Raw genomic sequence first — 24,526 nt, 5'->3', positions numbered from 1 at the left:
GTGGCCCACTACTTCTCCGAACAACCCGAGACCGCGAGCAGGCCGGGCACGGTCGACCTGGTCCTGCCCGACCTGCATCTGCGGCTGGAGACCGACAGGGGCGTGTTCTCACCCGACCGGGTCGACGTCGGCACGCGCGCGCTGCTGGAGTCCGTCCCGCCGCCGCCGCAGGAGGGCGACCTGCTCGACCTGGGCTGCGGCTACGGGCCCATCGCGTTGACGATGGCCTCGCGGGCCCCTGAGGCGACGGTGTGGGCCGTCGACGTGAACCGGCGCAGCCTGGAGCTGACCGAGCGGAACGCCCAGGCCGCCCGCCTTTACAAAGTAAGACCAGTTCATATCGATGAAGTGCCGGATGACGTGAAATTTCGGGCCATCTGGTCCAATCCCGCCATCCGGATTGGCAAGCCGGCTCTGCACGAGATGCTCACCAGGTGGCTCACCCGGCTGACGCCCGACGGCGTCGCCTACCTGGTCGTCCAGAAACACCTCGGCTCGGACTCCCTGCAGCGCTGGCTCGGCGAGCAGGGCTGGCAGGCCTCCCGAGAGGCCTCCCGAGCCGCCTACCGCATATTGAAGGTGGCCCGATGAGAAGGCAGCTGCGCCCCACCGACGTCAAGCGGCTCAACCGCACCTGGCGCAGGAACACCGACAACCGGCTCGCGCTGATCCTTGAGTCGGTGACGGGCCCGTTCAACGTCGGCTCGATCTTCCGCAGCGCCGCGGCGTTCGGCGTCGACCAGATCTGGCTGGCGGGCAACGCCACGCCCCCCACCAACCCCAAGGCGGGCAAGACGGCGCTCGGCACCGAACGCCTGGTCACCTGGCACGAGCCGGTCCCGGCCACCGACGCGGTCAAGGCCGCCAAGGAGGACGGCTACACCGTGCTGGCCATCGAGCTGACCGGCGAGGCCCTGCCGCTGCACCGCGCCGACCTGGCCCGCGACGTGTGCCTGGTGGTCGGCAGCGAGGACCACGGCTGCTCCCCCGCCCTGCTGGAGGCCGTCGACGGCGTCTGCTACATCCCGCAGGTCGGGCGGGTCGGCTCGTTCAACGTGTCGGTCGCCGCGGCCATCGCGCTGGCCGAGGCCCGCCGCCAGGAGTGGGAGAATCTTCCCGAACCGTGACCGAACCATCCAGCTCCGGAAGGGACACCCCGGTCGTGCTCAGCCGTCGTTTCGCCTTTCTCGACCATCCGGGCCCGCTGGCCTTCGCCCACCGCGGAGGCGCGCTGGAGGGCGCCGAGAACTCCTTCGCGGCCTTCGAACGCGCGGTCGCGCTCGGCTACGACTACCTGGAGACCGACGCGCACGCCACCGCCGACGGCGTGCTGCTGGCCTTCCACGACCACACCCTCGACCGGGTGACCGACCGGCGGGGCCGCATCTCCGAGCTGCCCTACCGGGAGGTCCGGCAGGCCCGCATCGCCGGCGTGCACGAGATCCCGCTGCTGGAGGACCTGCTCGGCACCTGGCCGCAGGTGCGCTTCAACATCGACGTCAAGGAGGCCGCGGCCATCGCGCCGCTGGCCGAGGTGATCCGCCGCACCAACGCCTACGACCGCGTCTGCCTGACCTCCTTCTCCGACGAGCGCCTGGTCATGGCCAGGGCCGCGCTGGGCCGGGAGGTGTGCTCGGCGCTCGGCCCGCGTGGCGTGGCCGCGCTGCGGGCCGCCGCCACCACCTCCGGCTACGGCCGCCTGCTGGCCCGCCTGTCGCGCTCCGGCATCCCGTGCGCGCAGGTGCCGGTCGGCTTCCGCGGCCTGCGCGTCACCACCCGCCGCCTGGTCCGCACCGCCCACGCCATCGGCATGCAGGTGCACGTGTGGACGATCAACGACACCGTCCGCATGGAGCACCTGCTCGACCTCGGCGTCGACGGCATCATGACCGACAACGTCACCGGCCTGCGCGACGTCCTCGACCGCAGGGGCCTGTGGCACCCGCGCGGCATGGCGGCCTGAGCGGCCCGGCGGTCGTGACCTTCCTCTCATGAGGTGATCACTGTAAGGTCATGGGCACGACACGTGGATGTGTCCCACGACCTGCGAAGACAGCCACTTCGTCAGGCTTGACCCCACCCCCCGTTGCCGGGCAGCGCGAGGCCCGCCGGCCGCCCGGCCGCAGAGGAGCGACACGACACCATGGCCTCCACCGCATCCCCCGCGGAGCTCGACGACTCCCCCGCGGCCCGCCGTCGCGAACAGCGCGGTTGGTACTTCTACGACTGGGCCAACTCGGCCTTCTACACCACGGTCATCTCGGTCTTCCTGGGCCCGTACCTGATCCCGGTCGCCAAGACCGCCGCCTGCGCCAAGGACTTCCCGGCGCTGGCCTCCGACACGTGCGTGTCCCAGTTCGACACGCTGGTCCTGCGCCACCCCGGCCTGGGGTACGTCGACGTGCTCGGCGCCGACATCAGGCCCGCGGCCTTCTTCGGGCTGACGCTGACGGTGGCGGTCTTCCTGCAGATCGTGTTCCTGCCCATCGTGGGCGCGCTGGCCGACCACACCGGCCGCAAGCGGGAGCTGCTCGGCGGGTTCGCCTACGTCGGCGCGCTGGCCGCCATGTGCCTGTACTTCGTCGAGGGCGACCGCTACCTGCTGGGCGGCGTGCTGTTCGTGGTGGCCAACCTGGCCTACGGCTCCTCGGTGGTGGTCTACGACTCCTTCCTGCCGCAGATCTCCACCCCCGAGGAGCGCGACGGGGTCTCCTCGCGCGGCTGGGCGATCGGCTACCTCGGCGGTGGGCTGCTGCTCCTGCTCAACCTGGCGCTGTTCCTGCAGCACGACAGCCTCGGGCTGAGCGAGGGCATGGCGGTGCGCATCAGCATGATGTCGGCCGGGCTGTGGTGGGCCACCTTCACGGTCATCCCGCTGCTGCGGCTGCGCAACCGTCCGGTGGCGGCGCACGAGACCACGGCGCTGCGCTCGGTGGGCGGCAGCTTCCGCCAGCTCGGCCGTACGCTGGCCGAGCTGCGGCGTTACCCGCTGACGCTGCTGTTCCTGGTGGCCTACCTGGTCTACAACGACGGCGTGCAGACGGTCATCGGCAACAGCGCGGCGTTCGCCTCCGAGGCGCTCAAGCTGGACAAGACCGTGCAGATCACGGCGATCCTGATGGTGCAGTTCGTGGCGTTCTTCGGGGCGCTGCTGCTGGGGTGGCTGGCGCGCGGCTTCGGCACCAAGCGCACGGTGCTGGCCAGCCTGGTGGTGTGGACGGCGATCGTGGTGGTGGCGATGTTCGTCGGCGAGGGGCAGGCGCTGCAGTTCTACCTGATGGCCTTCGCCATCGCGATCGTGCTGGGCGGCACGCAGGCGTTGTCGCGGTCGCTGTTCTCGCAGGTGATCCCGAAGGGGCGGGAGGCGGAGTACTTCAGCCTGCTGCAGATCAGCGACAAGGGGTCGGCGTTCATCGGGTCGCTGACCGTGACGATCGCGTTGCAGGTCACCAACAGCTACCGGATCGCCATCGTGTCCATGATCATATTCTTCGTGGCGGGCTTCGTGCTGCTCGCCCTGACGAACCTGCCCAAGGCCATCAGGGCGGCAGGCAACGAGGTCCCCTCCCGGATCTGACCCCCGTCAGGGGCCGTAGCGGCGCGAGAGCCAGTACGAGGTGCCCACCAGGGCGCCGGTGCCGAGGATGGCCAGCAGCACCATCGGGCCGACGTGCCCGCCGCCGGTCGTGGTGCCGCTCTCCAGCCGGATCTCGGCCTGCCTGGGGGCCTCCGCCGGGCCGCTGACAGGGTCGTGGGGCCGGGGGTCGCGCGCCTCCAGGCCGGGGATGCCCTCGACGTCGTCGTCGCCCCGTGGGGCGTGCGCCTGCCTCCTGACCGGTTCGCCCCGCCCGGACCGAGGGGCGGCCTCGTCATCGTCATCGTCACTGTCACTGTCATCGTCGCCCTCGTCGTCGTAGGCGGCGGCCAGGACGAGGGCCGCGGAAGGCCCGGCCGCCGCCTGGGCGGGAAGGACCATCCCTCCCCCGCCGAGGACGAACGCGAGCGCGGCGGCCAACGCCGGCCACCGTGGCATGAGATCCATCTACGCCTCCTGATCGACGTCGCGGTCCCCTCAGCCTGCGGGGCCGCCGTGGGGCGGCCGTGAGCGGGCGATGAGAGTCCTCTCACGAAGGGTCGCGCGTCAAACACGGGACGTCACAGATCGGCGGCCAGGACCATGGTGCCCGGCCCCCGGGCGGCTCCCGGGCCGGGCAGCGGCAGCACGGTCTCGGCGGTGGCCTCGCCGCCGCAGTGGGGGCAGGTGACGACCGGCGTGAACTCCCGCCCGCAGGAGTGGACCAGCAGCGCGGGCGGCCCGCCGGGCGGGGTGGACCAGCGGTCGCCCCAGGCCATGAGGGTCAGCAGCGCGGGCACGACGTCACGGCCGGCCTCGGTCAGCAGGTACTCGTGCCGCACCGGACGCTCCTGGTAGGGCCGCTTCTCCACGACCCCCGTGGCGACGAGATGGTCGAGCCGGCGGGCCAGCAGGTTGCGCGAGATGCCCAGGTCCTCGGCGAGGTCGTCGAACCTGCGCAGGCCCAGGAACAGGTCGCGCAGGATCAGCGGCGTCCAGGGCTCGCCGATGACGCCGACGGCCTGGGCGATGGAGCAGTGCATCTCACCGAACCTGTTCATGCACCCACGATAGTGGGTGGATAAAGTGAACCCATGACAGTTCACATTCAGGACTCACCCGCCGCCGCCTACCGCCAGGCCGGCGAGGCACATGACGTCGAAGCGCTCAAGGCCACGCTCGCCGACGACGTGGTGTTCCACTCCCCACTGAGCTACCGGGCCGGATTCAACGGACTGAAGCAGGTGGGGACGCTGTTCGAGGCCGTCTTCGACGTGCTGTCGGACCTGCGCTACCAGAGCGACCTCGGAGACACCCGCACCCGCATGCTCACCGCGACCGCCCGGGTCGGCCGCCAGCCGCTGAACGAGGTCGCCCAGCTCGAACTGGACGAGGACGGCCTGGTCCGGGAGATCACGATGTGGATCAGGCCCCTGCCCGGACTGACCGCGCTGATGGCCGCCCTGGGCCCCCGCCTCGCCAGGGACAAGGGCAAGCCCGGCCTTCCGCTGCTGGTGGGGGCGGCCTCTGCGCCGCTGGCGGCGATGACCCGCCTCGGCGACCGGACGCTGGTGCCGCTCCTGGCCTGACATGCACGGAGGTAGGCGACGCTCTGAACAGAGAGCAGTGCTCTTGACGCGGGGACCCCGTCACGAGAGCATTGCTCTCATCAAAGAGCAACGCCCTCCTCAAGGAGCATTGATGACCTCCCCCCGCCTCACCTCCGCCGCCTTCGCCCTCACCGGCGTCCTGCTGTTCGTGTATCCGGTGGTGCGGCCGTCCACCGACGACGCCGCCGCCATGGCCTCGCCCGAGTGGGTCGCCGGCCACCTGGCCGCGATGCTCGGGTTCGTGCTGCTCGGCCTGGGCGCTCTCGGGCTGCACAAGGTGCTCGGCGACCGCCTGTCCCTGCGCGCGGCCGCGGTGACCTGGACCGGCGCCGGCCTGACGCTCCCCTACTACGGCGCCGAGGACTTCGGCCTGCATGTCATAGCCGAACGTTCCCTGCGCGACGGCGCGCCCGCGCTGATGGAGCTGGCCACCCTGTTCCGCTACAACCCGCTCGCGATCACCATGTTCGCCGCCGGGCTGGCGCTGATGGGCGCCGGCGGGGTGATGGCGGCCGTGGCCGTGTGGCGCTCGGGAACCCTGCCCAAGGAGGCCGGGACGGCGCTCGCGCTGGGCCTGGCGCTGTTCATCCCGCAGTTCTTCAGCCCGTACCCGCTGCGGATCGCGCACGGCGCGCTCATCATGATCGGCGGGTTGTGGCTGGCGGCGAGCCTGCTCAGAGCCCCGCGGACGGCCTCCGCGGCCTGAGGACGCGGCCCCCGTAAGAGCGGGCTCGAATACCCGAGGCCCCAAGCGCGATTGGATCACCCCGCGGGTGGGAATCCCATCACGGTACCAAGCGTTAGACACCGTGGGAGACAGACCCCCCACGTATGGGGGCCCTGTAGGAGGCATTTAGACATGGGCGAGCGCGCGCTTCGTGGCACCCGGCTCGGGGCAACCAGCTACGAGAACGACCGTAACACGGATCTGGCCCCACGCCAGGAGGTGTCCTACACCTGTCCTAAGGGCCATCGCTTCGAGGTTCCGCTTGCCGCCGAGGCCGAGATCCCCGCGACCTGGGAGTGCCGCATGTGCGGCGCGACCGCGGTGCGGGTCGACGGTGAGCAGCCGGAGTCGAAGAAGACCAAGCCCCCACGGACCCACTGGGACATGCTGCTGGAGCGGCGGTCCATCGAGGACCTGGAAGAGGTGCTCAACGAGAGACTCGCGGTCTTGCGCGCCCAGCGACGCAAGAGCGCCTGACCACTTCTCACGGTGAAAACCCCCGGGCGACGCCCGGGGGTTTTGCTGTGCCCGCGACGGCTACCAGCGGTTGCGGGCCTCCTCGGCCCAGCCGGTCAGGCCGTCGAGGTCCACCCACACGCCGTCGTCGTCCTGGACGCGGCCGGAGAAGTGGCCGAAGCACTGGTGGGTCTCGCTGCCCACCACGACGAGCTGGGTACGGGCCACCTTCTCGTGGAAGGGCCGGAACTCCACCTCGACCCGCGGGCCGGTGATCCGCCACGGGCGCAGCCAGTCGCCGCGGTCGTAGGTCCACTCCAGCTCGTCACCGATCTTGTGCAGCCGGCCGCCGGTGAACAGGGCGTTCTCGGTGACGCCGGTGCCGTCGGTCCACTTGCCGCCGAGCTGGACGGCCCTGCCGGGCCCGCTACCGGCCGCCCAGTTCCAGGTGACCGCGTACGGCCACTTCCCCCGGCCGTGGTCGAGCACGGCGAAGGAGTCCGCGTCGTCGATGGCGAACTCCTTCGTCCCGAGCCGCAGCCGGCCGCGCGCCGGGCGGCCGACGTCCTTGACCGTGTACTGGAACCGGTCGGGCCCCCAGGGCACCACGACGCCGAGCGACTCGTGCCCTTCCGGCAGCGGCACCTCCAGGTCGAGGCGCACGTCGGGGGCGGCGGCGCGGATCGCGGTGCCTGCCGGGTCCTGCCGGATGTCGATCGCCAGCCCGGCGCCGCGCACGGACACCGTCCCGGCGCCGCTGCGGTCGGGGAAGACCGCGCCGCGGGCCAGCGGCACCACCACGTCCTTGGCGAACTCCACGCCGGTGGCCCGGTCGAGCACGTAGAGGCCGTGCACCCCGGCGTAGTCCAGCGAGGAGGCGACCAGGCCGATGATGTGGGAGGGGGTGACGACGCCCCAGTACTCCCAGCGCTTACGGCGTCCCCAGCCGCGCAGGACGGCCCGGTGCAGCGGCGTGCGGGTCCAGCCGACCGCGGCGGGGTTCAGCCGCCCGTCGGGCAGGCACAGGTCGGTCGGAGCGGTGATCTCCCGTTCATGGGTGGTCATGGAAGGCGAGCCTCCTGGTGACGGAGCGGACGAGGTCGGCGGGCAGCTTGAGCTCGGCCCTGTCGTAGGTGAGCAGGCCGTTCAGCTCGTCCTCGACGTCGGAGAGCTGGGTGTAGACGGTGGCGCTCAGGCCCTTGGCGATGGCCGGGACGATCTGCTCCTCGTGCAGCCGGACGAACGCCGCGCCCAGCTCCTCGGCCGTGCGGTGACGCCGGTAGCCGAACTCCTTCTCGCCCCAGGTGTGCCCCTCGACGGGCAGGCTGTAGCCACCGTACTCCGACAGCACCAGGACGCGGCCGTCCGGGCGGGGCGGGCGGAAGCGGCGGAAGTACACGTGCAGGCTGAGCAGGTCGCCCGCGCGCTGGTCGTGCCAGCCGCTGGCGTGGTCGATCGTGCGGGTGGGGTCGAGGCGGGCCAGCTCGGCGGCGATCCGGGCGGCGTCGAACTGGCCCCAGCCCTCGTTGAACGGCACCCAGACCGCCAGGCTCACCACGTTGCGCAGGTGCTCGACGGTCTCGCGCAGCTCGGCCTCGAACGCGGCCCGACCTTCGGCGTCGGCCCGGCCGAAGCGGTGGTGGCGGCGGTCGTCCAGGCGCAGCGGCAGCAGCGCCGGGGTGGTGACGACCAGCGGCCGGTAGCTCTCGCCGCCGTTGACCAGGTCCTGCCAGACGAGCATGCCGAGCCGGTCGCAGTGGTGGTACCAGCGCAGCGGCTCGATCTTGATGTGCTTGCGCAGCATGGTGAAGCCGAGCCGTTTCATCATGACGATGTCGTCGACCATGGCCTCGTCCGAGGGCGGCGTGTACAGGCCGTCCGGCCAGTAGCCCTGGTCGAGGATGCCGGCGTGGAAGTACGGCCGGCCGTTCAGCAGCAGCCTGGGCACGCCCTCGGCGTCGGGGCCGACGGAGAAGGAGCGCATGCCGACGTAGCCGCGGACGCGGTCGTCGCCGAGCGAGACGGTCACGTCGTACAGGAAGGGGTCCTCGGGGCTCCACGGACGGCCGCCGGGCAGCGGGACGCGCACCGGCCGCCCTGCCGGGACGGTGGCGCGCGCCGCCACCTGCCCGCCGGCGAGGATCTCCACCTCGGCCTCGCCGCTCGCGGCGTGCACGGTCACCTCGACGCACTCCTCGGCGAGCACGGGCGTCAGCGTGAGCCGTTCCACGTGCAGGGCGGGCACGCGCTCGGCCCAGACCGTCTGCCAGATGCCCGACTGGGCGGTGTACCAGATGCCGCCGCGGCGCAGCCGCTGCTTGCCGCGCGACTGCCACCCGGTGTCGGTGTCGTCCCGCACGGCCACGTCGAGGGTGTTGGCGCCCTCGGTCAGGGCGTCGGTGACGTCGAAGGAGAAGGGCAGGTAGCCGCCGCTGTGGCCGCCGACCTCGACGTCGTTGACCCACACCCGGCAGGTCTGGTCCACCGCGCCGAAATGCAGGATCACCCGGCCGCCGGCGGGCCCGGGAGGCGCCTCGAACGAGCGGCGGTACCACAGCGTCTCCCCCGGCCGCAGCTGCCGGCCCACCCCCGACAGCGGCGCCTCCGGCGAGTACGGCACGAGGATGTCGCCGTCGTGGGTCTCCGGCCGCGAGCCGTCGTTGATCGCGTACCGCCAGCGGCCGTTGAGGTTGACGTAGCTGTCGCGGACGAGCTGGGGGCGCGGGTACTCCGGCAGCGGGATCGGGTCGGCGGTCACGAGAGCCACACCGCCGTGTCGGCGGGCAGCGTGCCGCCGTCCAGGGGGCCGCTGGCCAGCAGGACGTCGTGGTGCGGGGGCAGCGGCACCGCGTCGGGGCCGAAGTTGACCACGAGGGTGAAGCCGGGCTCGCGGGTGAGGGCCAGCACGCCGGGCGGGGCGTCGAGCCAGGTCAGGTCGCCGTCGCCGAGCGCGGGGTGCTCGCGGCGCAGGGCGATCGCGCTGCGGTAGAGGGCGAGCGTGGAGGCGGGGTCGTCCCGCTGGGCGGCGACGGTGAGGGGGGCCCAGTCGGCCGGCTGGGGCAGCCAGGTGCCGCCCGTGCCGAACCCGTACGGCGCGGACGTGCCCGACCAGGGCAGCGGCACGCGGCAGCCGTCCCGGCCGATGAAGGCGCGGCCGGTGCGCTCGAACATCGGGTCCTGCCGCGCCTCGTCCGGGATGTCCAGGTACTCGGGCAGGCCCAGCTCGTCGCCCTGGTAGAGGTAGGCGCCGCCGGGCAGGGCGAGCAGCAGCAGCGCGGCGGCGCGGGCGCGCCTGAGGCCGAGCTCGCGGTCGACGGCGATCCTGCCGAGCAGCACGTCGGCGGTGGGCGCGCGGACCAGCTCCTGGTCGATGCCGAACCTGGTCGCCATGCGCGGCACGTCGTGGTTGCCCAGCACCCAGGGGATCGAGCCGCCCGTCTCGCGGGCCAGCAGGTGGGACTCCTCGATGACCGCGCGGAACTCGCCGGCCGACCACGGCAGGGGCATCAGCCGGAAGTTGAACAGCTGGGCCAGGCCGTCGCCGGTGAGATAGGGCCGGGCCTGGGCGGGATCGCCGAACCAGATCTCGGCCACCGTGCCGCGCGGGCCCGGGTAGGAGGCCAGGATCTTGCGCCAGGACCGGTACAGCTCCAGCAGCTCGGGCTGGTGCTCGTACGGCACCGCCGACTGTCCGGGCGCCAGCGGGGCGCCCTGGCTGCCGGGGACGACGTCCGGCAGGCCGTCCTGCTTGAACAGCATGGCGGCCACGTCGATGCGGAAGCCGGACACGCCGCGGTCCAGCCAGAACCGCAGCACGTTCTCGAACATGGCGGTCACGCCGGGGTGCCGCCAGTTCCAGTCGGGCTGGGCGGAGTCGAACAGGTGCAGGTACCACTGGCCGTCGGGCGCCTGGGTCCAGGCGGGGCCGCCGAACATGGACTGCCAGTTGTTGGGCTCGTCGCGGAAGACGAACCACTCGCGTTCGGGGCTGCCGGGGCCGGCCGCCAGCGCCTGCCGGAAGCGCGGGTGGGCCGAGGAGCAGTGGTTGGGCACGATGTCGACGACGACCTTGATGTTCCTGGCCGTGGCGGCGGCGACGTAGGCGTCGAAGTCGGCCAGGGTGCCGTAGCGGGGGTCCACGTCGGTGTAGTCGGCGACGTCGTAGCCGCCGTCGGCCAGCGGCGAGGGGTAGAACGGGCTCAGCCAGACGGCGTCCACGCCCAGGTCGGCCAGGTGGTCCAGGCGGGCCAGCGCGCCGGGCAGGTCGCCCTGGCCGTCGCCGTCGGCGTCGGCGAAGCTGCGGGGGTAGATCTGGTAGACGACGGCGTCGCGCCACCAGGCGTCGCCGTCGAAGGCGGCGGACACGGCCCTCTCAGATGCTGCGTTGTCGGTTGCTGCGGATTTATCGGACACTGCGGATTCTCCAGATGAGGCAGGCGCCGAGCGCGGCGAAGGCCGCCGCGACGGCGTACATGAGCGGGTAGCCGCCCGCGGAGGTGACGAGGGGCGCGGCGATCACCGGCCCGAGGGTGCTGGAGGCGGAGTTGGCCAGGCTGACGATGCCCAGGTCCTTGCCGCGGTCGGCGTCGGCGGGCAGGAGCTGGGTGACCATGGCCTGGTCCACGGCGGCGAACATGCCGTAGCCCGCGCCGAGCAGGACGCTGGCGGCCAGCGCGGCAGGCCAGCTCGTCAGGAACGCCAGCACGAGCCCGGAGGCGGCCATCGTGAGGCCGCCGATGAAGACGGCCGGCCGGCGGTTGCCGGACCGGTCCGACAGCCAGCCCGCCAGCAGCGTGGGCACGACACTGCTCAGCGTGAAGACCGCCACCAGCACCACGACGCCCTGCTCGACGGTGGAGCCGGGGAAAAGCGCCTCGTAGCCGACGCCGTCGCGCAGGTAGTACTGCAGGTAGCCGATGGCCATGGCGAGGGTGAGCGTGATCAGGAAGCGGCTCAGCCAGGCCCAGGCGAAGTCGGGATGCCTGCGCGGGCTGATGCGGAAGCCGCGCAGGAGTGAGCGCAGGTCGAACGGGGGCAGGTCGGCCGGCGCGGTGGCGGGCTCCCTGGTGAACAGGCTGAACGGCAGCACCAGCAGCAGGATCAGGATCGCCATGGCCACGAACCCGGCCTGCGAGCCGGTCGCCACGACGGTGACGACGACCCCGCCGAGCAGCGGCCCGGCGAGCTGGCCCACGCCGGCCAGCGCCGAGGCCTTGCCCCGCTGCTGGATCGGCACGAGGTCGGGCACGGTGGCGATGGCGGTGGCGAGCGCGGCGGTGAAGGCGAGCTGGGCGACCGCCCAGCCGACGACCAGCCCGGCCAGCGAGTCCTGGCGGGACAGGAAGACCAGGGACGCGGCGCAGACCAGCGCGCCGCCCGCGACCCAGGGGCGGCGCCGGCCCATCCGGGAGCGGGTGCGGTCGGACAGGGCGCCGAACAGCGGGTTGGCCACGATCGTGCACACGGCGGCGACGGCGAACACCACCGCCAGGGACGCCTCCTTGTGCTGGGGGTCGATGCGCGCCACGTGGGAGGGGAGCAGGATCTGGTTTCCGACGGTCATCGCCATGATGACCCCCATTTGGGCCAGTGCCAGCAGGGACATCCAGCCTGCGGTGACCCGTTTCTCAGGCGCGAGGCGCATTTCGGCCATGCATGTCCTCCCGGGGGAACGTGAGAGGATGTCACGTTAGAACATGACAGGCCGTTATGTTAAGACTTGTCCGTGGAGAACCCGGGCATCCGGCGGCGGCCGGTCCAAAGGCGCAGCATCGACAGGGTCGAACGCATCCTCGACGCCTGCGCCCGCCTGCTGGACGAGGTCGGCCTGGACGCCCTCACGATCTCCGACGTCGCCAGGAGCGCCAAGGTACCCGCCGGCACCATCTACCAGTTCTTCGACGGCAAGCCCGGCATGCTGCGCGAGCTGGCGCTGCGCAACCTGGAGGTCCTGCTGGCCCGGCTGCGCGCCCGGGTCGCCGAGGAGCCGCCGCTGACCTGGCCGCGGGCGGCCGAGCTGGTGCTGGCCGAGACGGTGGCGATGCGCAGGAGCGTGCCGGGCTTCACCGTGGTCGACTTCGCCGACACCCGGCCGGGCGGCGCGTCGTTCCTGCCCGCCGGGAGCGTGCAGGAGAGCGGGGACGTGCTGGCCGAGCGGCTCTACCAGTTCGCGCTGGAGGAGGCGGGGCTGCCGCCGCTGCCCGATCCGTACCGGGTGATGCGGCTGGCCATCCAGTGCACGGCGGCGGTGCTGTACCTGACGTTCTCGGCGACGCAGCAGGGCGATCCGGCCATGATCGAGCAGGGACGCACGCTGCTGCGGGCCTACTTCGTGGACGTGGCCTCAGAAACATTCCGGTAACAAGGATTGACCGTTCAAAACCGGACGAACTACCGTCTTCCACATTCTATAGAAAGCAGAATGCAGGAGGCGGTGCATGGACGCGACGGCACGCGCGGCGATCGTCACCGACGTCGCGGGAGCGGTGGAGGTGCGCGAATACGCCCTGCCGGAACCCGGCCCGGGGCAGTTCGTCCTGGAGGTGGAGCTGTGCGGCATGTGCGGCACGGACGCCCACATCTACCGGGGACGGCTGGCCAGCGTGCGGTTCCCCGCGCTGCTCGGGCACGAGATCGTCGGCCGGCTGGCGGCGCTCGGTGACGGCGTCGGGACCGACCACGCCGGCCGGCCGGTGGCCGTCGGCGACCGGGTCGGCGTCTTCCCGTCGCTGAGCTGCGGCCGGTGCTTCGAGTGCCAGGTGCGCCGCAGGCCGGGGAACTGCCCGGACCGGCGGCCGTCCTACGGGTTCGCCTCCCCCGCCGACCGGCCACCGTACCTGACCGGCGGTTTCGCCACCCACCTGTACGCCTCCAACGCGGGAACGGTGTTCTACCGGACCGATCTGCCCGCCGAGGTCGCCGTGCTGCAGGAGCCGCTGTCGGTGGCCCTGCACGGCGTGGAACGTTCCGCGATCCGGATCGGCTCCACCGTCGTGGTCCAGGGCGTCGGCGCGATCGGCCTGATGGCCGTGGTCGCCGCCCGCGCCGCCGGGGCGGCCAGGGTGGTCGCCGTCGGCGCGCCCGGCGCCCGCCTGGAACTGGCCGCGCTGCTCGGCGCGGACGCCGTCGTCGGCCTCGGCGAGGAACCCGCCGCGCGCCGCCGGGCGGTCTTCGACGCGCTGGGACGCGAGGGCGCCGACGCCGTCATCGGCACGGCGGGCTCGCCCGAGGCGTTCACCGAGGCGCTCGGCCTGGTCGCCGACGGCGGCGTGCTGGCCGAGCTGGGCAACTTCACCGACCGCGGCGCCGTCCCCTTCAACCCGTACAGCGACCTGCTGAAGCGGGACCTCACGATCGCCGGCGTCTACGGCGCCGGCCCCGACATGCAGCGCCGCTACCACCAGGCGCTGACGATCCTGGAACGCGGCGGCAGCCCCTTCGAGCGCGTGGTCAGCCACCGCGTGCCGCTCGGCCGGCTCCGCGAGGCGCTCGAAGCCCTGGGCTCGGGCCACCCGCTGGACGGCCGGGACGTCGTCAAGCTCGCCGTCGCCCCCTCCGCCTGAAATCCCCCATTCCCCTCCGGGAGGACACAAGTGTTGAACAACACCCGGCTCGTCACGGCCGCGGCCGTGCTCGCGCTCAGCGTCGCCGCCTGCGGCTCGCCGTCGGAGGAGGTCGCGGCCGACGGCGGCGGCCTCGGCACGGCGCAGGCCCCGGTGTCGATCCGCGTGATCGCCAACGACGCGTTCGCCAAGCAGTGGCAGGACAAGCTCGTGCCGGAGTTCACCAAGAAGTACCCCAACATCAAGGTCACCGTCGACGGCGCGCCCTACAACGACCAGCTCCCCAAGACGATGCTGGAGCTGACCGGCACCACCGCCACCTACGACGTGGTGCTCGCCGACGACCCCTGGCTGCCGCAGCTCGCCAAGACCGGCGCCCTGTACGACCTCAAGGGCCCCGAGCTGGCCAAGTGGAACGATCCCGGCTACGACTGGGCCGACTTCAACGCCTCGCCGCTGGCCGCCGGGGAGTGGGAGGGCAAGCAGTACGCCGTGCCCGTGCGCTCGAACCTGCTGCTGATGTTCTACAACAAGGCGCTGTACAAGAAGGCCGGGGTGGCCGAGCCGACCGCGCAGACGACCTGGGAGCAGTACTTCAAGGACGCCCCCAAGCTCGTCCAGGACACCGACGGCGACGGCAAGACCGACTCCTGGGCCGTGGGCACGTACTTCACCAAGGACCCGCTCACCCCCACGGTGTGGCAGACCGTGCTCAACTCCGACGGCGGCAAGATCCTCGACGGGACGAAGGTCGCCTTCGGCACCCCCGCCGGCGTCAAGGCCCTGCAGACGCAGGTGGACCTGCTCAAGTACGCCCCGCCCGGCGCCAGCACGTACCAGTTCAACGAGCCGCTGGAGGCCTTCCGGCAGGGCAAGACGGCCACCATGTTCATGTGGGGCAGCGTCTTCAAGGGCACCGCCGTGGACAAGGAGACCACCACCCTGACCCCCGAGCAGGTGGGCATCACCACCCTGCCCGCCGGGTCGGCCGCGCCCGGCGCCCACCGCGGCATCTGGACGGCGGGCATCTCCAAGAAGTCCACGCACCCGGCCGCCGCCTGGACGTGGCTGCAGTGGGTGACCTCCAAGGAGGGCGAGCAGTTCACCGGCAAGGCGTTCGGCACCTTCCCCGCCCGCAACTCCAGCCTCGACGGCACGCCGCCGGCGGAGTGGGCCGGCCCGGTCTACAAGGCGCTCAAGGACGGCTACGACGTCGTCTCCAAGGGTGAGATGTGGCGGCCCAGGCTGCCCGAGTCCGACGCCGTGCAGCAGATCCTGGCGCTGCAGACCAGCCGGGCCATGTCCGGTCAGGCCACCGCGCAGCAGGCGATCGACCAGGCCGCCAAGGAGATCACCGACCTGCTGAAGTCCAAGGGCTACAACCAGTGAGGCGTGCCCGACTGGGAGAGCCGGGCACGGCCTGGCTCTTCCTCGCCCCCGCCCTGCTCCTACTGGCGGGCATGCTGCTCTACCCGATCCTCTACACGGCCTGGGTCAGCGTGTCCGACTTCGACCTGGCCTCCTTCCAGCCGTCCGGATGGGTCGGCTGGCGCAACTACGAGGCCGTGCTGCACGATCCGGGCTTCCTGGACTCGCTCAAGGTCACCGGGGTCTACCTGGTGATCGCGCTGCCGCTGCAGATGGTGCTCGGGTTCGCCATCGCGTTCCTGCTCAACGTCGCCTGGCGGGGGCGGGGCGTGCTGCGCGCCCTGTTCCTCATCCCGATGGTGGTGGCCCCGGTGGTCGCCGGCGGCGTGTGGCGGATGTTGCTCGACCCGCTGTGGGGCGTGGTCAACTACACCCTCGGCCTGGTCGGCGTCGGGCCGGTGGAGTGGATCGGCGACCCGACGCTGGCCATGGTCAGCCTGATCGTCATCGACACCTGGCGGTGGACGCCGTTCGTGGTGCTCATCGCCTCGGCCGGGATCATGGCGCTGCCCGGCGACGTGTACGAGGCCGCCAGGTCCGACGGCGCCGGCCGCTGGGCGATCCTGCGGCGCATCACGCTGCCGCTGCTGGTGCCGGTGATGGCCGCCGCGTTCGTGGTGCGCTGGCTGGGCGCGGTCAAGATGTTCGACATCGCGCTGGCGGCCACCAGGGGCGGGCCGGGCAACTCGACCAACGTCATCAACCTCTACATCTACGAGAAGGGGTTCCGGAGCCTGGAGTTCGGCTCGGCCTCCTCGATGGCGACGATCGTGCTGGTCCTGACCATGCTGATCACCTTTGTCCTGTTCCGTGTGACCCGGCGTCTGGAGAACCGATGGTGAGACGGTACGCGGCCGTCACCGGGGCCGTCCTGGTGACGCTGGCCTTCCTGTTCCCCGTGCTCTACATGGTCTCGATCTCGTTCAAGCTGCCCAGGGACATCTTCACGGTGCCGCCGCGGTGGCTGAGCGAGTTCACCCTCGACAACTACGTCAGCTACTTCCAGCAGGCGCGCATCCTGCCCCGAATGATCAACACGGTCATCGTGGCGGCGGGCGCCTCGGCCATCTCCATGGTCGCCGGCTCGATGGCCGGGTACGCGCTGTCGCGGCTGCGGATGCGCGGCGCGGGCGTGGTGGGCGGCCTCATCCTGGCCTCCCGCGCGGTGCCGCCGATCGCGCTGGTGGTGCCGCTGTTCCTGGTGGCCAGGAAGCTCGGGCTGACCGACCAGTACATCACCGTGATCCTGGCGTACGTGACCTTCCTGGTGCCGTACGTGGTGTGGCTGATGCGGGCCTTCTTCCGCGGGCTGCCCAAGGAGCTGGAGGAGGCGGCGATGATCGACGGCTGCTCGCGCTTCGGCGCGTTCTTCCGCATCATCGTGCCGACGAGCCTGACCGGGCTGGTCTCGACGTTGATCTTCTGCATCATCCTGGCCTGGGAGGAGCTGCTGTTCGCGCTGATCCTCACCAACGACCGGGCGGTCACCATCCCCGTCGCCATCGCCGGGATCGCGGCCGACACCGAGAAGGGCGGGATGTGGGGGCCGCTGGCCGCGGTCGGCGTGCTGACCGTGCTGCCCGTGGTGGTCTTCGCGCTGCTGGTGCAGAAGTACCTGATCAAGGGTCTCGCGGACGGCGCGACCAAGGGGTGAGGAGCCGATGAGGATCACAGACGTCCGCGCGCGGGTCATCGAACTGCCCTACCCCAGGCCGTTCGTGCCGTCGTGGGCTCCGGAGGGCGCGCACCGGGCGATGTCGGCGGTCATCGTCGAGGTCGAGACCGACGAGGGCATCGTCGGCGTGTCCGGCGGCGACATGGGGCACGGCACCGGGCCGATGCTGCTGGAGGCGATCCACGGCTGGATCCGCCCGCAGCTCGTCGGCCTGGACGCCTTCGACACCACGCACGTCGCCAACCGGCTGCGGTACGTGGCCGAGTACGTCTTCCCCCGGCCGTGGGTCGTCGGCGTCGCCGTGTGGGACGCCGTCGGCAAGGCCTGCGGGCAGCCGCTGTACAAGCTCTGGGGCGGACACTCGGGAGCTGTCCGCGCGTACGCGAGCTTCGGCGAGCTCCGCGACCCGGCCCAGCGGGCCGAGGACGCCCTGGCCGCCGTCGAGCGGGGCTTCCAGGGGATCAAGCTGCGGGTGCACGCGGCCACCGTCGCCGAGGACGTGCGGCAGGTCGCCGCCGTGCGCGAGGCGGTCGGCCCCGACGTCGCGATCATGGTGGACGCCAACCAGGCGGCCGCCCGGTGGCGCTACGCCCCCGACGGCACCCGTCTGATCTGGGACTTCGAGCGCGCCCTCACCACGGCCAGGGAACTGGCCGGACTCGGTGTGGCGTGGCTGGAGGAGCCGCTGCCCCGGCACGACTACCGCGCCCTGTGCGAGCTGACGGCGGCCTCGCCGATCCCGATCGCGGGCTGCGAGCACAACCGCGGCATCGGCCAGCTCGTCCGCATGCTGGAGGATGGTTGCTTCGACATCTTTCAGCCCGACGCGAACGAGAGCGAGGAGATCGGCGCGCTGCGCGACTTCGGCGCCATGGCAGCCGCCCGGCAGCGCAAGGTCATCCCGCACGCCTGGGCCACCGGGCTGGGCGTGGCGGGCAACCTGCAGCTTTGCGCCTCCCTGCCGAACTGCGACTGGCTGGAGTACCCCTACGATCCGCCGGTGATCGTCCCGGAGGTGTTCCACGCCATGCTGACCGAACCGCTGCTGCCCGACTCCCGCGGTCTCGTCGCCGTTCCGACGGGGCCCGGAATCGGTGTAGAGCTGGACCACGCGGCGATCGAGCCGCTCACCGTCCAGCGGGTCTGAAGGGCTCCTCAACCATGGCCGAATCGCGTTCCCCCTTCCGCACCAAGGCGGATCTGGCGGCGGAGCACATCAAACATCTGATCATGAGCGGCGAGGCGCCTCCCGGCACGAAGATCACCACCCGGGTGGTGGCCGAGGCCGTGGGCATCAGCGAGACGCCCGTCCGCGAGGCGATCAAGCAGCTGTGCTCGGAGGACTGGCTGGTCGAGCGGCCGCACGTCGGCGCCGTGGTCGCCGAGCTCACGGTGGCCAACGTGCGCGAGCTCTACAGCGTCCGGGCCGCGCTCACCGCGCTGGCGCTGGAGCTGGGCGGCGTGCCGCTGGAGGGCGCGCGGCTGGCCGAGGTCGACGCGGTGCTCGCCGAGTGCGAGACCGCCGTCGCCCGCGAGGACGTCGCCGCCTTCGCCCGCCTCAACCGGCGCTTCCACTCCCTGCTGTGCGACACCGAGCACAGCAAGCTCACCCACCGCATGCTGCAGAGCCTGTGGTCCCGTACGGAGACCGCCCAGCGCGGCTTCCGCCTGGTGCCCTGGCGGCTGCCCAAGTCGCACGCCGAGCACATCGCCATCAGGAACGCCCTGGTGGCGGGCGACATCCCGCTGGCGGGCAAGCTGCAGCACGCACATGAGATGGCCGCCATGAAGGCGCTCATCGAAGGAATCCAGGAGACACATGGCTGACATCCGCAAGGCTCTCGTCGGAGCCGCATGGCAGGAGGCCGACCAGACCTTCACCGTCCGCTCGCCCGCCACCGGCGAGCCGCTGGCGCAGGTCGCCGACTGCGGTCCCGAGCTGGCCACGCAGGCGATCGACGCCGCCGCGGCCGCGCTGCCCGGCTGGCGGGCCATGCCCGCGCACGAGCGCGCCGACCTCATGCGGGCCGCCGCGCGCGAGCTGACCGAGCGGGCCGATCAGATCGCCGCGATCATGACGGCCGAGCAGGGCAAGCCGCTCGCCGAGGCGACCGGCGAGGTGCTCTCGGGCGCCGACCACCTGCTGTGGGCCGCCGAGGAGACCCGCCGTCTGTACGGCGAGACCGTGCCCGGCGCGCACGAGGGCAACCGCATCTGGCTGCTGCCCGAGCCGGTCGGCGTGGTGGCCGGCATCACCCCGTGGAACTTCCCGGTCTCGATGATCACCCGCAAGCTCGGCCCGGCGCTGGCCGCCGGGTGCACGGTCGTGCTGAAGCCGGCCGAGCAGACGCCGCTCTCGGCGATCGCGGTGGCCGAGGCGTTCGTCGCGGCCGGGCTGCCGCCGGGCGTGTTCAACCTGGTCACCACGTCCCGCCCGGCCGGGTTCGGCCAGGCCGTGATGGGCGACCCGCGGGTGCGCAAGGTGTCCTTCACCGGCTCCACCGAGGTCGGCCGCGAGCTGATCAGGCAGAGCGCCCACGACGTCAAGCGGCTCAGCGTCGAGCTGGGCGGGCACGCGCCCGTGCTGGTCTTCCCCGACGCCGACCCGGTCGCCGCCGCCCGCGCGGTGGCCCGCAGCAAGTTCCTCAACGCCGGGCAGGCCTGCACCTCGCCCAACCGCATCTTCGTCCACTCCTCGCTGGCCGCCGACTTCACCGCCGAGCTGGTACGCCAGGCGCGGGCGGCCGAGCTGGGCCCGCTCATCGACGAGGCGGCCGTGGCCAAGGTCGCCAGGCACGTCGAGGACGCCGTCGCCCGCGGCGCGGCCGTCCTGACCGGCGGGAGCCGTCCCGAGGGGGCGGGCACGTACTACCCGGCGACCGTGCTGGGCGGGGTGAGCGAGGACATGCTGGTCTGCCGCGAGGAGACGTTCGGGCCGGTCGCGCCGGTGCTGGAGTTCGACGACTGCGACAAGGTCGTCGAACGCGCCAACGCCACCCCGTACGGGCTGACCGCGTACGTGTGGACCAACGACCTGACCAGGACCCTGCGGGTGGCCGAGGAGCTGCAGTTCGGCATGGTCACCGTGAACGGCGGCCCGCTGGCGCCGCCGCAGGCGCCCTTCGGCGGCATCAAGAGCAGCGGCTACGGACGCGAGGGCGGCCACCACGGGGTGGCCGACTACCTGGAGTACAAGTACCTCAGCGTGGGGCTGGGACGATGACGGAGAGCACGATGAAGACGAGCCCGCGCGCGGTCGCCGAGCGCGAGATCACCCGCCGGGTCGACCTGTGCCTGCCCGACGGCCGGCTCAACCCGGCCGCGGTCGGCTGGAGCCGCACCCCGCTCCACCGCGCCAACATCCGCGGCTGGGGCCGCACCATGCGCTGGGACTACTGGTGCGTCACCAGCCCCGGGCACGTGTTCGCCTTCAGCGCCAGCAGCCTCGACTACCTGGCCGGCGAGTCGGCGTTCTTCCTCGACCGGCGCACCGGCGAACAGGTCTCCAGCCGGGGGCTGCTCGTCCCGGCCAGGGGCGTGTCCTTCTCCGAGCGCGGCGGCGAGGGCAGCGTGCGCATCGGCGCCGGGCCGGTGCGCATCAGCGTCGACGAGACCGCCGACGGCACCCGGCTGCGGCTGAAGTCCGCCGAGATCACCGCCGACGTGCTCGTGCGGCGGGTTCCGGGCCGCGAGAGCCTGTCGGTCGTGGTGCCCTGGAGCCGTCGCCGCTTCCAGTACACGGTCAAGGACGTCGGCCGGCCCGCCGAGGGCACCGTCCGCGTCAACGGGGTGACCCACGAGTTCGACCCCGCCGACGCCCTCGCCACGCTCGACCTCGGGCGCGGGCGCTGGCCCGGCGACATCCGCTGGAACTGGGGCGCCGCCGCCGGACGGCCCGGCGGCCGCGACGTCGCCCTGCAGATCGGCGGCAAGTGGACCGACGGCACCGGCAGCGTGGAGAACGGCCTCATCCTCGACGGCCGCCTGCACAAGATCAGCGAGGAGCTGGTCTGGCGGTACGACACCTCCGACTGGCGCGCGCCCTGGCACATCGTCGGCGACCGCGTCGACCTGGAGTTCGTGCCCGAGCACGTGCGCGAGGCCGACGTGCGGCGCGCGTTCTACATGCGCAGCCAGGAGGCCCAGGCGTTCGGCCACTACCGCGGCACGGTCGTCGCCGACGACGGCGAGAGCGTGACGGTCGACGGCCTGTACGGCTGGGCCGAGGAGGTCTACCGGCGCTGGTAGCGCAGGGTCAGGCGTCCTGGTCGTCGCGGATGACCTCGCCGTGCACGACCCTGCCGCCCTGCGGAGCCCGGTCCACGCCGGGCGACGACGGGAACAGGTTCGCGTACGGCGAGGCCGCCGCCATCCGCTTGACCCGCCGGTCGAAGAACCACGACGACAGCCGCCGCATCAGCGGCCGGGTGAACGGCAGCACGAAGACGAAGCCGACGAGGTCGGTGAAGAAGCCCGGGATCATCAGCAGCACGCCGCCGGCCAGCACCAGGCCGCCGTCGGCCAGCTCGCGGTCGGGCACCCGGCCCTCCGACAGGGCCGCCTGCAGCCGCCGCCAGGCCCGGCGGCCCTCGCGGCGCACCAGCCAGGCGCCCAGCAGGGTGCCCGCGACGAGCAGGCCCACGGTCGGCCAGCCGCCGATCATCGATCCGACCTGGATCAGCAGCCAGACCTCCAGCACCGGGACGCCCAGCAAGGCCAGGAACAGCAGCAGCCGCATCGTTTCCTCGATTCCGCGCACACGTACATCAGGAACAACGTCCGGCGGGCCGCCCGCGTTCCTGGACGCGGATCCCGGTGCCGGTCAGCCGCGCGTGCGGCGCAGGCGGCGGGGCAGGCCGGTGACGCCCCACATGCCGATGCGCCACAACGCCTCGGACATGACCTTGCCGTTCATCTTGCTCTTGCCGACCGTGCGCTCGACGAACGTGATCGGCACCTCCACCACCCGCAGCCCGTGCCTGGACGTGCGGAGCGTGAGGTCGACCTGGAAGCAGTAGCCCTGCGACTCGACCCCGGACAGGCCCACCTTCTCCAGCGTGGAGGCCCGGTAGGCGCGGAATCCGGCGGTGGCGTCGCGCACCGGCAGGCCGAGCATCACGCGGGTGTAGACGTTGGCGCCCTTGGACAGCAGCTCGCGCCGGTGGGGCCAGTTGACCACCTTGCCGCCGGGCACGTAGCGGGAGCCGATCGCCAGGTCGGCGCCGTCGGCCAGCGCCTGCAGCAGCTTGGGCAGCTCCTCGGGCTGGTGGGAGCCGTCGGCGTCCATCTCGACCAGCACGTCGTAGCCCTCGCCCAGCCCCCAGCGGAACCCGGCGATGTAGGCCGCGCCCAGCCCCTGCTTGCCCGGCCGGTGGAGCACGTGGACGTGCTCGTCGGCCTCGGCCAGGCCGTCGGCGACCTCGCCGGTGCCGTCGGGGCTGTTGTCGTCGGCCACCAGCACGTGGGCGTCCGGCAGGGCGGCGCGGACGCGCTCGACGATCGCGGGCAGGTTGTCGCGCTCGTTGTAGGTCGGGACGACGACGAGCACCCGGCCGAGAGTCTCCATCATGAGCCGTTCCCCATTCGGTCGCCTCGCCTGCCGCGCAGTGCGGCGACTCCGACAGCCACCGCTCCCATCAACATCAATGCCCATTCAGGAAGCTCGCCCACCTTTGTGGCGATCGTTTCCTGGGTGCGTACGGGCACCGTGACCACGTTCATGTCGGGGACAAGTTCACGGGTCTGCCAGGAGACTTTACCGTCAGGCGTGACATATGCGGAGATCCCAGTCGTGGCGGCGGTCACGACGGCCCTGTTGTGCTCGACGGCGCGCAGCTTGGACATCGCGAGCTGCTGCGGCGGCAGGTTGGACAGCGCGTAGCTGGCGTTGTTGGTCTGCACCACCAGCGGGGTGCCGCCGGCGCGCACGGTGCCGCGCACGGTGTCGTCGTAGGCGACCTCGTAGCAGTTGACCGCGCCGATCGTGACCGGGCCGAGCTTCAGGTCGCCCGGCTTCGTGCCCGCGACCGACTGCCTGCCGACCAGGTTGGCCCGCTCCCACAGCGCCAGCACGATCTCCTTGAACGGCGTGTACTCCCCGAACGGCACCAGGTGCTGCTTGTCGTAGTAGGCGCCGGGACCGGTCACCGGGTCCCACACCAGGCTGCGCGTGGCCCGGTTCTCGTCGCCGATGGCCACGACGGCGCCGACCAGGGTGGGGACGCCGACGTACCTGACCGACTCGTCGATGACCTGGCGGGCGAAGGCGCTGGTGTAGGGGTCGATGTCGGTGGAGTTCTCGGGCAGGACGACGAGGTCGGGCCTGGGCAGGGTGCCGGCGCGCACGGCGTCGGCCAGGCGCTTGGTCTGCTCGGCGTGGTTGCGCAGGACGACGGCCGGCTCGTCGCCGAGCGGGTGCATGCCGCGCCCCGGGACGTTGCCCTGCACGATGCCCACGTTGATCGAGCGCCCCTCGTCGCCCGGCCTCGGCAGGACGAGCGTGAGCAGCGGCACGGCCAGCGCCAGGGCCACCGGGACGGCCCTGCGCAGGGCGGCCTCGGGGCGCACCAGGACGGCGTGGGCCAGCAGCGCGCCGCACAGGGCGACGGCGAAGGACACCAGCGGCGCGCCGCCCAGCGCGGCGTAGGAGGTGAACAGGGACTCGCCCTGGCTGAAGGCCACCCGCGCCCACGGGAAGCCGCCGACGGGCACCAGGCTGCGGGCCCACTCCATCATCACCCACAGCGCGCCGAACCACAGCGGCCACAGGCGCAGCCGGAACACCAGCGCCGCCAGGGCGGCCATCACGGCGTAGAACACGCTCTCGGTGGCCACCAGCATGACCCAGACGTCGTCGCCGATCGTGCGCACCCAGGCGAGGGTGGGGAACAGGAACACGGCGGCGCCCAGGTAGCCCAGCCACGCGGCCCGGCGGGGACGGGCGCGGTGGAGGGCGGCGACGATCAGGCCGATGCCGACGGGGGCGCACAGCCACCAGTCGAGCGGCGGGAAGGCGGTGTAGAGCAGCAGCCCGCCGGCGACCACGGCCACGACCCGCGCGGCCAGGACCCACCGGCTCTCGCCCTTGGCGGGCACGCCCTTGTCCGCGGAGGGGCCGGTGTCAGCGGGCCCTTCCGGCGCGGCGCCCTCCGGCGCGGCGCCCTCCGGCGCGGCGCCCTCCGGCGCGGTGTTCTCCGGCGCGGTGTCGTCCAGGGCGGTGTCGTCCAGGGCGGTGTCGTCCAGGGCGGTGTCGTCCAGGGCGGTGTCGTCCAGGGCGGTGTCGTCCAGGGCGGTGTCTTCCGGAGCGGTGTCGGAGGCGTTCGCCTCGGGAGCCGGTTCGCGCCCGGGGACGGGCGGAAGGCTCGTCTTGTCCTGAACCACGCCGGGTCTCCTCGCAAAATCGCACGCCTGCTTGCGAAAACGCTACCGCCCCGGGGCCGCGCTCAAGCCGGCGGCGCACACCGAGATCGAAAACAGCCGCTCGCAGGCGGTCGG

25 protein-coding genes are annotated in these 24,526 nt (G+C 72.1%); 16 read left to right on the top strand and 9 right to left on the bottom strand.

Annotation, left to right across the window (positions count from 1 at the left end):
• The 4 genes from ACIA8R_RS29395 (at position 1) to ACIA8R_RS29380 (ending at position 3,577) form a co-directional block, all read left to right on the top strand.
• Positions 1–591 carry a methyltransferase gene (locus ACIA8R_RS29395; RefSeq protein WP_364088477.1) on the top strand — a complete coding sequence of 197 codons (591 nt, stop codon included), beginning with the start codon at positions 1–3 and terminating at the stop codon, positions 589–591.
• Positions 588–1,127 (top strand): TrmH family RNA methyltransferase, encoded by a 540-nt coding sequence (locus tag ACIA8R_RS29390; protein WP_357709681.1) that lies wholly within the window; start codon positions 588–590, stop codon positions 1,125–1,127. Before ACIA8R_RS29395 ends, ACIA8R_RS29390 begins: the two co-directional genes overlap by 4 nt.
• A complete protein-coding gene (locus tag ACIA8R_RS29385) occupies positions 1,124–1,963 on the top strand; it encodes a glycerophosphodiester phosphodiesterase (RefSeq protein ID WP_397041385.1) in 840 nt (279 codons plus the stop codon). Before ACIA8R_RS29390 ends, ACIA8R_RS29385 begins: the two co-directional genes overlap by 4 nt.
• A 180-nt stretch (positions 1,964–2,143) precedes the next feature.
• Positions 2,144–3,577 carry an MFS transporter gene (locus ACIA8R_RS29380; protein ID WP_397041384.1) on the top strand — a complete coding sequence of 478 codons (1,434 nt, stop codon included), beginning with the start codon at positions 2,144–2,146 and terminating at the stop codon, positions 3,575–3,577.
• A gap of 6 nt (positions 3,578–3,583) precedes the next feature.
• Here ACIA8R_RS29380 and ACIA8R_RS29375 read toward each other — a convergent pair whose 3' ends face one another.
• Both ACIA8R_RS29375 and ACIA8R_RS29370 read right to left on the bottom strand, forming a co-directional pair.
• Positions 3,584–4,042, bottom strand: coding sequence for a hypothetical protein (locus ACIA8R_RS29375; RefSeq protein WP_364088470.1), 459 nt, complete (start codon positions 4,040–4,042; stop codon positions 3,584–3,586).
• A 113-nt stretch (positions 4,043–4,155) separates the two neighbouring features.
• On the bottom strand, positions 4,156–4,635 hold the full coding sequence (locus ACIA8R_RS29370) for a helix-turn-helix domain-containing protein (protein ID WP_357709670.1): 480 nt from the start codon (positions 4,633–4,635) through the stop codon (positions 4,156–4,158).
• Positions 4,636–4,668: 33 nt separating this feature from the next.
• Here ACIA8R_RS29370 and ACIA8R_RS29365 point away from each other — a divergent pair, with 33 nt between their 5' ends.
• The 3 genes from ACIA8R_RS29365 (at position 4,669) to ACIA8R_RS29355 (ending at position 6,388) form a co-directional block, all read left to right on the top strand.
• Complete coding sequence (locus ACIA8R_RS29365; protein WP_397041383.1) at positions 4,669–5,163, top strand: nuclear transport factor 2 family protein; 495 nt, start codon at positions 4,669–4,671, stop codon at positions 5,161–5,163.
• A gap of 112 nt (positions 5,164–5,275) precedes the next feature.
• Positions 5,276–5,890, top strand: a complete 615-nt coding sequence (locus ACIA8R_RS29360; protein ID WP_397041382.1) for a hypothetical protein — start codon at positions 5,276–5,278, stop codon at positions 5,888–5,890.
• Positions 5,891–6,043: 153 nt separating this feature from the next.
• Positions 6,044–6,388 (top strand): RNA polymerase-binding protein RbpA, encoded by a 345-nt coding sequence (locus tag ACIA8R_RS29355; RefSeq protein ID WP_043625492.1) that lies wholly within the window; start codon positions 6,044–6,046, stop codon positions 6,386–6,388.
• 60 nt (positions 6,389–6,448) lie between these two features.
• Here the strand turns inward: ACIA8R_RS29355 and ACIA8R_RS29350 are convergent, their stop codons facing one another.
• From ACIA8R_RS29350 to ACIA8R_RS29335, 4 genes are read right to left on the bottom strand one after another with little or no spacing between them, the layout of a single operon-like run.
• A complete protein-coding gene (locus ACIA8R_RS29350) occupies positions 6,449–7,432 on the bottom strand; it encodes a DUF2804 domain-containing protein (RefSeq protein ID WP_397041381.1) in 984 nt (327 codons plus the stop codon).
• On the bottom strand, positions 7,419–9,125 hold the full coding sequence (locus ACIA8R_RS29345; protein ID WP_397041380.1) for a glycoside hydrolase family 2 protein: 1,707 nt from the start codon (positions 9,123–9,125) through the stop codon (positions 7,419–7,421). Before ACIA8R_RS29345 ends, ACIA8R_RS29350 begins: the two co-directional genes overlap by 14 nt.
• The gene (locus tag ACIA8R_RS29340) at positions 9,122–10,732 is read right to left on the bottom strand and encodes a glycoside hydrolase family 13 protein (protein WP_397041379.1); all 1,611 of its coding nucleotides are present in this window, start codon (positions 10,730–10,732) and stop codon (positions 9,122–9,124) included. Before ACIA8R_RS29340 ends, ACIA8R_RS29345 begins: the two co-directional genes overlap by 4 nt.
• A gap of 37 nt (positions 10,733–10,769) precedes the next feature.
• Positions 10,770–12,020 (bottom strand): MFS transporter, encoded by a 1,251-nt coding sequence (locus ACIA8R_RS29335; RefSeq protein ID WP_364088456.1) that lies wholly within the window; start codon positions 12,018–12,020, stop codon positions 10,770–10,772.
• A gap of 72 nt (positions 12,021–12,092) precedes the next feature.
• Between ACIA8R_RS29335 and ACIA8R_RS29330 the strand changes: the two genes are divergently transcribed.
• The 9 genes from ACIA8R_RS29330 to ACIA8R_RS29290 all read left to right on the top strand — a co-directional run bounded on the left by ACIA8R_RS29330 (position 12,093) and on the right by ACIA8R_RS29290 (position 21,280).
• Entirely contained in the window at positions 12,093–12,728 is a 636-nt protein-coding gene (locus tag ACIA8R_RS29330) for a TetR/AcrR family transcriptional regulator (protein WP_364088803.1), read from the top strand.
• Between the two features lie 76 nt (positions 12,729–12,804).
• Entirely contained in the window at positions 12,805–13,929 is a 1,125-nt protein-coding gene (locus ACIA8R_RS29325) for a zinc-binding dehydrogenase (protein ID WP_397041378.1), read from the top strand.
• A gap of 30 nt (positions 13,930–13,959) precedes the next feature.
• Positions 13,960–15,318 (top strand): sugar ABC transporter substrate-binding protein, encoded by a 1,359-nt coding sequence (locus tag ACIA8R_RS29320; protein WP_364088452.1) that lies wholly within the window; start codon positions 13,960–13,962, stop codon positions 15,316–15,318.
• Entirely contained in the window at positions 15,315–16,199 is an 885-nt protein-coding gene (locus tag ACIA8R_RS29315; protein ID WP_364088450.1) for a sugar ABC transporter permease, read from the top strand. The genes ACIA8R_RS29320 and ACIA8R_RS29315 overlap by 4 nt, the downstream gene beginning before the upstream one ends.
• Complete coding sequence (locus tag ACIA8R_RS29310) at positions 16,193–17,011, top strand: carbohydrate ABC transporter permease (protein WP_357704931.1); 819 nt, start codon at positions 16,193–16,195, stop codon at positions 17,009–17,011. The genes ACIA8R_RS29315 and ACIA8R_RS29310 overlap by 7 nt, the downstream gene beginning before the upstream one ends.
• Positions 17,012–17,018: 7 nt before the next feature.
• Positions 17,019–18,179: a mandelate racemase/muconate lactonizing enzyme family protein gene (locus tag ACIA8R_RS29305; protein ID WP_357704928.1), complete on the top strand. Its 1,161-nt coding sequence runs from the start codon at positions 17,019–17,021 to the stop codon at positions 18,177–18,179.
• Between the two features lie 14 nt (positions 18,180–18,193).
• Positions 18,194–18,859 carry a GntR family transcriptional regulator gene (locus ACIA8R_RS29300; RefSeq protein WP_125637421.1) on the top strand — a complete coding sequence of 222 codons (666 nt, stop codon included), beginning with the start codon at positions 18,194–18,196 and terminating at the stop codon, positions 18,857–18,859.
• A complete protein-coding gene (locus ACIA8R_RS29295) occupies positions 18,852–20,255 on the top strand; it encodes an NAD-dependent succinate-semialdehyde dehydrogenase (RefSeq protein WP_364088446.1) in 1,404 nt (467 codons plus the stop codon). The genes ACIA8R_RS29300 and ACIA8R_RS29295 overlap by 8 nt, the downstream gene beginning before the upstream one ends.
• 11 nt (positions 20,256–20,266) lie before the next feature.
• Positions 20,267–21,280: a DUF2804 domain-containing protein gene (locus ACIA8R_RS29290; RefSeq protein WP_364088441.1), complete on the top strand. Its 1,014-nt coding sequence runs from the start codon at positions 20,267–20,269 to the stop codon at positions 21,278–21,280.
• A gap of 7 nt (positions 21,281–21,287) precedes the next feature.
• On the opposite strand, the gene ACIA8R_RS29285 is transcribed toward ACIA8R_RS29290, so the two are convergent.
• The 3 genes from ACIA8R_RS29285 to lnt all read right to left on the bottom strand — a co-directional run bounded on the left by ACIA8R_RS29285 (position 21,288) and on the right by lnt (position 24,412).
• Entirely contained in the window at positions 21,288–21,770 is a 483-nt protein-coding gene (locus ACIA8R_RS29285) for an FxsA family protein (RefSeq protein WP_357704919.1), read from the bottom strand.
• An 84-nt stretch (positions 21,771–21,854) separates the two neighbouring features.
• Positions 21,855–22,601: a polyprenol monophosphomannose synthase gene (locus tag ACIA8R_RS29280; RefSeq protein WP_357704917.1), complete on the bottom strand. Its 747-nt coding sequence runs from the start codon at positions 22,599–22,601 to the stop codon at positions 21,855–21,857.
• A complete protein-coding gene (gene lnt, locus ACIA8R_RS29275; protein ID WP_397041377.1) occupies positions 22,598–24,412 on the bottom strand; it encodes an apolipoprotein N-acyltransferase in 1,815 nt (604 codons plus the stop codon). The genes ACIA8R_RS29280 and lnt overlap by 4 nt, the downstream gene beginning before the upstream one ends.
• Positions 24,413–24,526 lie beyond the last annotated feature (114 nt).

The sequence above is a fragment of the Nonomuraea sp. NPDC051191 genome (assembly GCF_044455665.1).
Taxonomy (GTDB): domain Bacteria; phylum Actinomycetota; class Actinomycetes; order Streptosporangiales; family Streptosporangiaceae; genus Nonomuraea.
The sequence above is the reverse complement of the archived record's forward strand: the minus strand, read 5'-3'. Positions and strand labels throughout refer to the sequence as shown.

Coding starts and splice junctions, on each gene's coding strand:
- ACIA8R_RS29300 (WP_125637421.1), top strand. CDS start 18,194: ATGGCCGAATCGCGTTCCCCCTTCCGCACCAAGGCGGATCTGGCGGCG.
- ACIA8R_RS29370 (WP_357709670.1), bottom strand. CDS start 4,635: ATGAACAGGTTCGGTGAGATGCACTGCTCCATCGCCCAGGCCGTCGGC.
- ACIA8R_RS29375 (WP_364088470.1), bottom strand. CDS start 4,042: ATGGATCTCATGCCACGGTGGCCGGCGTTGGCCGCCGCGCTCGCGTTC.
- ACIA8R_RS29335 (WP_364088456.1), bottom strand. CDS start 12,020: ATGGCCGAAATGCGCCTCGCGCCTGAGAAACGGGTCACCGCAGGCTGG.
- ACIA8R_RS29350 (WP_397041381.1), bottom strand. CDS start 7,432: ATGACCACCCATGAACGGGAGATCACCGCTCCGACCGACCTGTGCCTG.
- ACIA8R_RS29310 (WP_357704931.1), top strand. CDS start 16,193: ATGGTGAGACGGTACGCGGCCGTCACCGGGGCCGTCCTGGTGACGCTG.
- ACIA8R_RS29305 (WP_357704928.1), top strand. CDS start 17,019: ATGAGGATCACAGACGTCCGCGCGCGGGTCATCGAACTGCCCTACCCC.
- ACIA8R_RS29295 (WP_364088446.1), top strand. CDS start 18,852: ATGGCTGACATCCGCAAGGCTCTCGTCGGAGCCGCATGGCAGGAGGCC.
- ACIA8R_RS29380 (WP_397041384.1), top strand. CDS start 2,144: ATGGCCTCCACCGCATCCCCCGCGGAGCTCGACGACTCCCCCGCGGCC.
- ACIA8R_RS29290 (WP_364088441.1), top strand. CDS start 20,267: ATGAAGACGAGCCCGCGCGCGGTCGCCGAGCGCGAGATCACCCGCCGG.
- ACIA8R_RS29355 (WP_043625492.1), top strand. CDS start 6,044: ATGGGCGAGCGCGCGCTTCGTGGCACCCGGCTCGGGGCAACCAGCTAC.
- ACIA8R_RS29280 (WP_357704917.1), bottom strand. CDS start 22,601: ATGATGGAGACTCTCGGCCGGGTGCTCGTCGTCGTCCCGACCTACAAC.
- ACIA8R_RS29285 (WP_357704919.1), bottom strand. CDS start 21,770: ATGCGGCTGCTGCTGTTCCTGGCCTTGCTGGGCGTCCCGGTGCTGGAG.
- ACIA8R_RS29390 (WP_357709681.1), top strand. CDS start 588: ATGAGAAGGCAGCTGCGCCCCACCGACGTCAAGCGGCTCAACCGCACC.
- ACIA8R_RS29365 (WP_397041383.1), top strand. CDS start 4,669: ATGACAGTTCACATTCAGGACTCACCCGCCGCCGCCTACCGCCAGGCC.
- ACIA8R_RS29360 (WP_397041382.1), top strand. CDS start 5,276: ATGACCTCCCCCCGCCTCACCTCCGCCGCCTTCGCCCTCACCGGCGTC.
- ACIA8R_RS29325 (WP_397041378.1), top strand. CDS start 12,805: ATGGACGCGACGGCACGCGCGGCGATCGTCACCGACGTCGCGGGAGCG.